This window comes from Capillibacterium thermochitinicola (genome assembly GCF_013664685.1).
In the GTDB taxonomy this organism is placed as follows: domain Bacteria; phylum Bacillota; class UBA4882; order UBA10575; family UBA10575; genus Capillibacterium; species Capillibacterium thermochitinicola.
In genome coordinates, this window is the sequence record NZ_JAAKDE010000060.1 from 1 (window position 1) to 1489 (window position 1489).

Consider the following 1489-nt stretch of genomic DNA (forward strand, 5'->3'; position numbering starts at 1 on the left):
TCGGTAATCGGCAAACGTTATCCGACATACCATGTAAAGCCCGCCATCCGGGCGGGCTAAATTTTACTGCATGAAAACATGCACGTTTTTTCTCTCATTGTGGTAGAATAATAGCAGTAAGGAAAGTAAGGGATGGAGGAAACGAGATGGAAATTTCTAAAGTAACTTCAAAAGGACAGATTACAATCCCTGTAGAGATCCGGAAAAAACTCAATTTAAAAACCGGAGATAAAGTCGTGTTTATTGATGAGGGCGATAGAATAATATTTGCTAATGCATCAATGATTGCCTTACGTGAGTTTCAAGAAGCAATGAGGGGAGAAGCGGAAAAAGCAGGTATTAAATCTGAGGAAGATTTAAATAGGTTAGTTAAAGAGATACGGAAAGAGTTATGGGAGAAGAAATATGAGAATCCTGATTGATACAAATGTATTAATTTCAGCGATTTTATTTCCTAGCCCAAATATGAATCGACTGATGGATAAAATTGCCTTAGAACACACTTTTGTCTTACCTTCACACGTGATGGAAGAGCTAGAGGTGCTTTTTGATACCAGATTTAAAGGAAAAAAGCATTTATTGAAGAGATTCTTTGCCAAGTACTCTTACGAATATGTTTATACACCTTTAGATATTAATCCTGAAGATTATCCGGAAATTAGAGATAAAACTGACTTGCCAATTTTGGTGACAGCTATAGTGGCGGGAGTTGATCTAATTATTACTGGAGATAAAGACTTTTTTGATATAAAAACTGGAGATATTGAAATTGAGTTACCTGTGATTATAACTCCAAAAGAATTTATTGAAGGAATAAATTAAGACCTCGACTTCCATGTCTCGGTTCAAAAGAGGGACATGGTACGTCGGATAACAACAGGGTTCCCGGCTTCGTTCCCTTCGGTCACTCCGTCCCATATTGCCGGGCCTAAGCCAGGTCTGGCCGGCACCGCCTTCACTGAGGGTAATTACTAGGGTTCAGTCGGTGCCTCTAAGGCCCGGCAACATCGGGAACCCGGAAACGTTATCCGACATACCATGTAAAGCCCGCCATCCGGGCGGGCTAAATTTTACTGCATGAGAATATGCACGTTTTTTCTCTAGTTGTGGTAAAATAACAGTAGTAAGGAAAGTAAGGAATGGGGGAAACGAGATGGAAATTTCTAAAGTAACTTCAAAAGGACAGATTACAATACCTATAGAGATCCGGAAAAAACTCAATTTAAAAACTGGAGATAAAGTCGTGTTTATTGAGGAGGGCGATAGAATAATATTTGCTAATGCAGCAATGATAGCCTTACGAGAGTTTCAAGAAGCAATGAAGGGAGAAGCGGAAAAAGCAGGCATTAAATCTGAGGAAGATTTAAATAGGATAGTTAAACAGATACGGAAAGAGTTATGGGAGAAGAAATATGAGAATCCTGATTGATACAAATGTATTAATTTCAGCGATTTTATTTCCTAGCCTGTGTTTGGCAATTATGAATTC

General features: G+C 38.7%; 3 protein-coding genes. All 3 read left to right on the forward strand.

The window, feature by feature from the left end:
* Nucleotides 1-146 precede the first annotated feature (146 nt).
* The 3 genes from G5B42_RS11320 to G5B42_RS11330 all read left to right on the forward strand — a co-directional run bounded on the left by G5B42_RS11320 (nt 147) and on the right by G5B42_RS11330 (nt 1429).
* Entirely contained in the window at nt 147-422 is a 276-nt protein-coding gene (locus tag G5B42_RS11320) for an AbrB/MazE/SpoVT family DNA-binding domain-containing protein (RefSeq protein WP_181340580.1), read from the forward strand.
* Nucleotides 406-822, forward strand: coding sequence for a putative toxin-antitoxin system toxin component, PIN family (locus tag G5B42_RS11325; protein ID WP_181340581.1), 417 nt, complete (start codon nt 406-408; stop codon nt 820-822). Before G5B42_RS11320 ends, G5B42_RS11325 begins: the two co-directional genes overlap by 17 nt.
* Nucleotides 823-1153: 331 nt before the next feature.
* On the forward strand, nt 1154-1429 hold the full coding sequence (locus tag G5B42_RS11330) for an AbrB/MazE/SpoVT family DNA-binding domain-containing protein (protein WP_181340582.1): 276 nt from the start codon (nt 1154-1156) through the stop codon (nt 1427-1429).
* Nucleotides 1430-1489 lie beyond the last annotated feature (60 nt).

Coding starts and splice junctions, on each gene's coding strand:
- G5B42_RS11325 (WP_181340581.1), top strand. CDS start 406: ATGAGAATCCTGATTGATACAAATGTATTAATTTCAGCGATTTTATTT.
- G5B42_RS11330 (WP_181340582.1), top strand. CDS start 1,154: ATGGAAATTTCTAAAGTAACTTCAAAAGGACAGATTACAATACCTATA.
- G5B42_RS11320 (WP_181340580.1), top strand. CDS start 147: ATGGAAATTTCTAAAGTAACTTCAAAAGGACAGATTACAATCCCTGTA.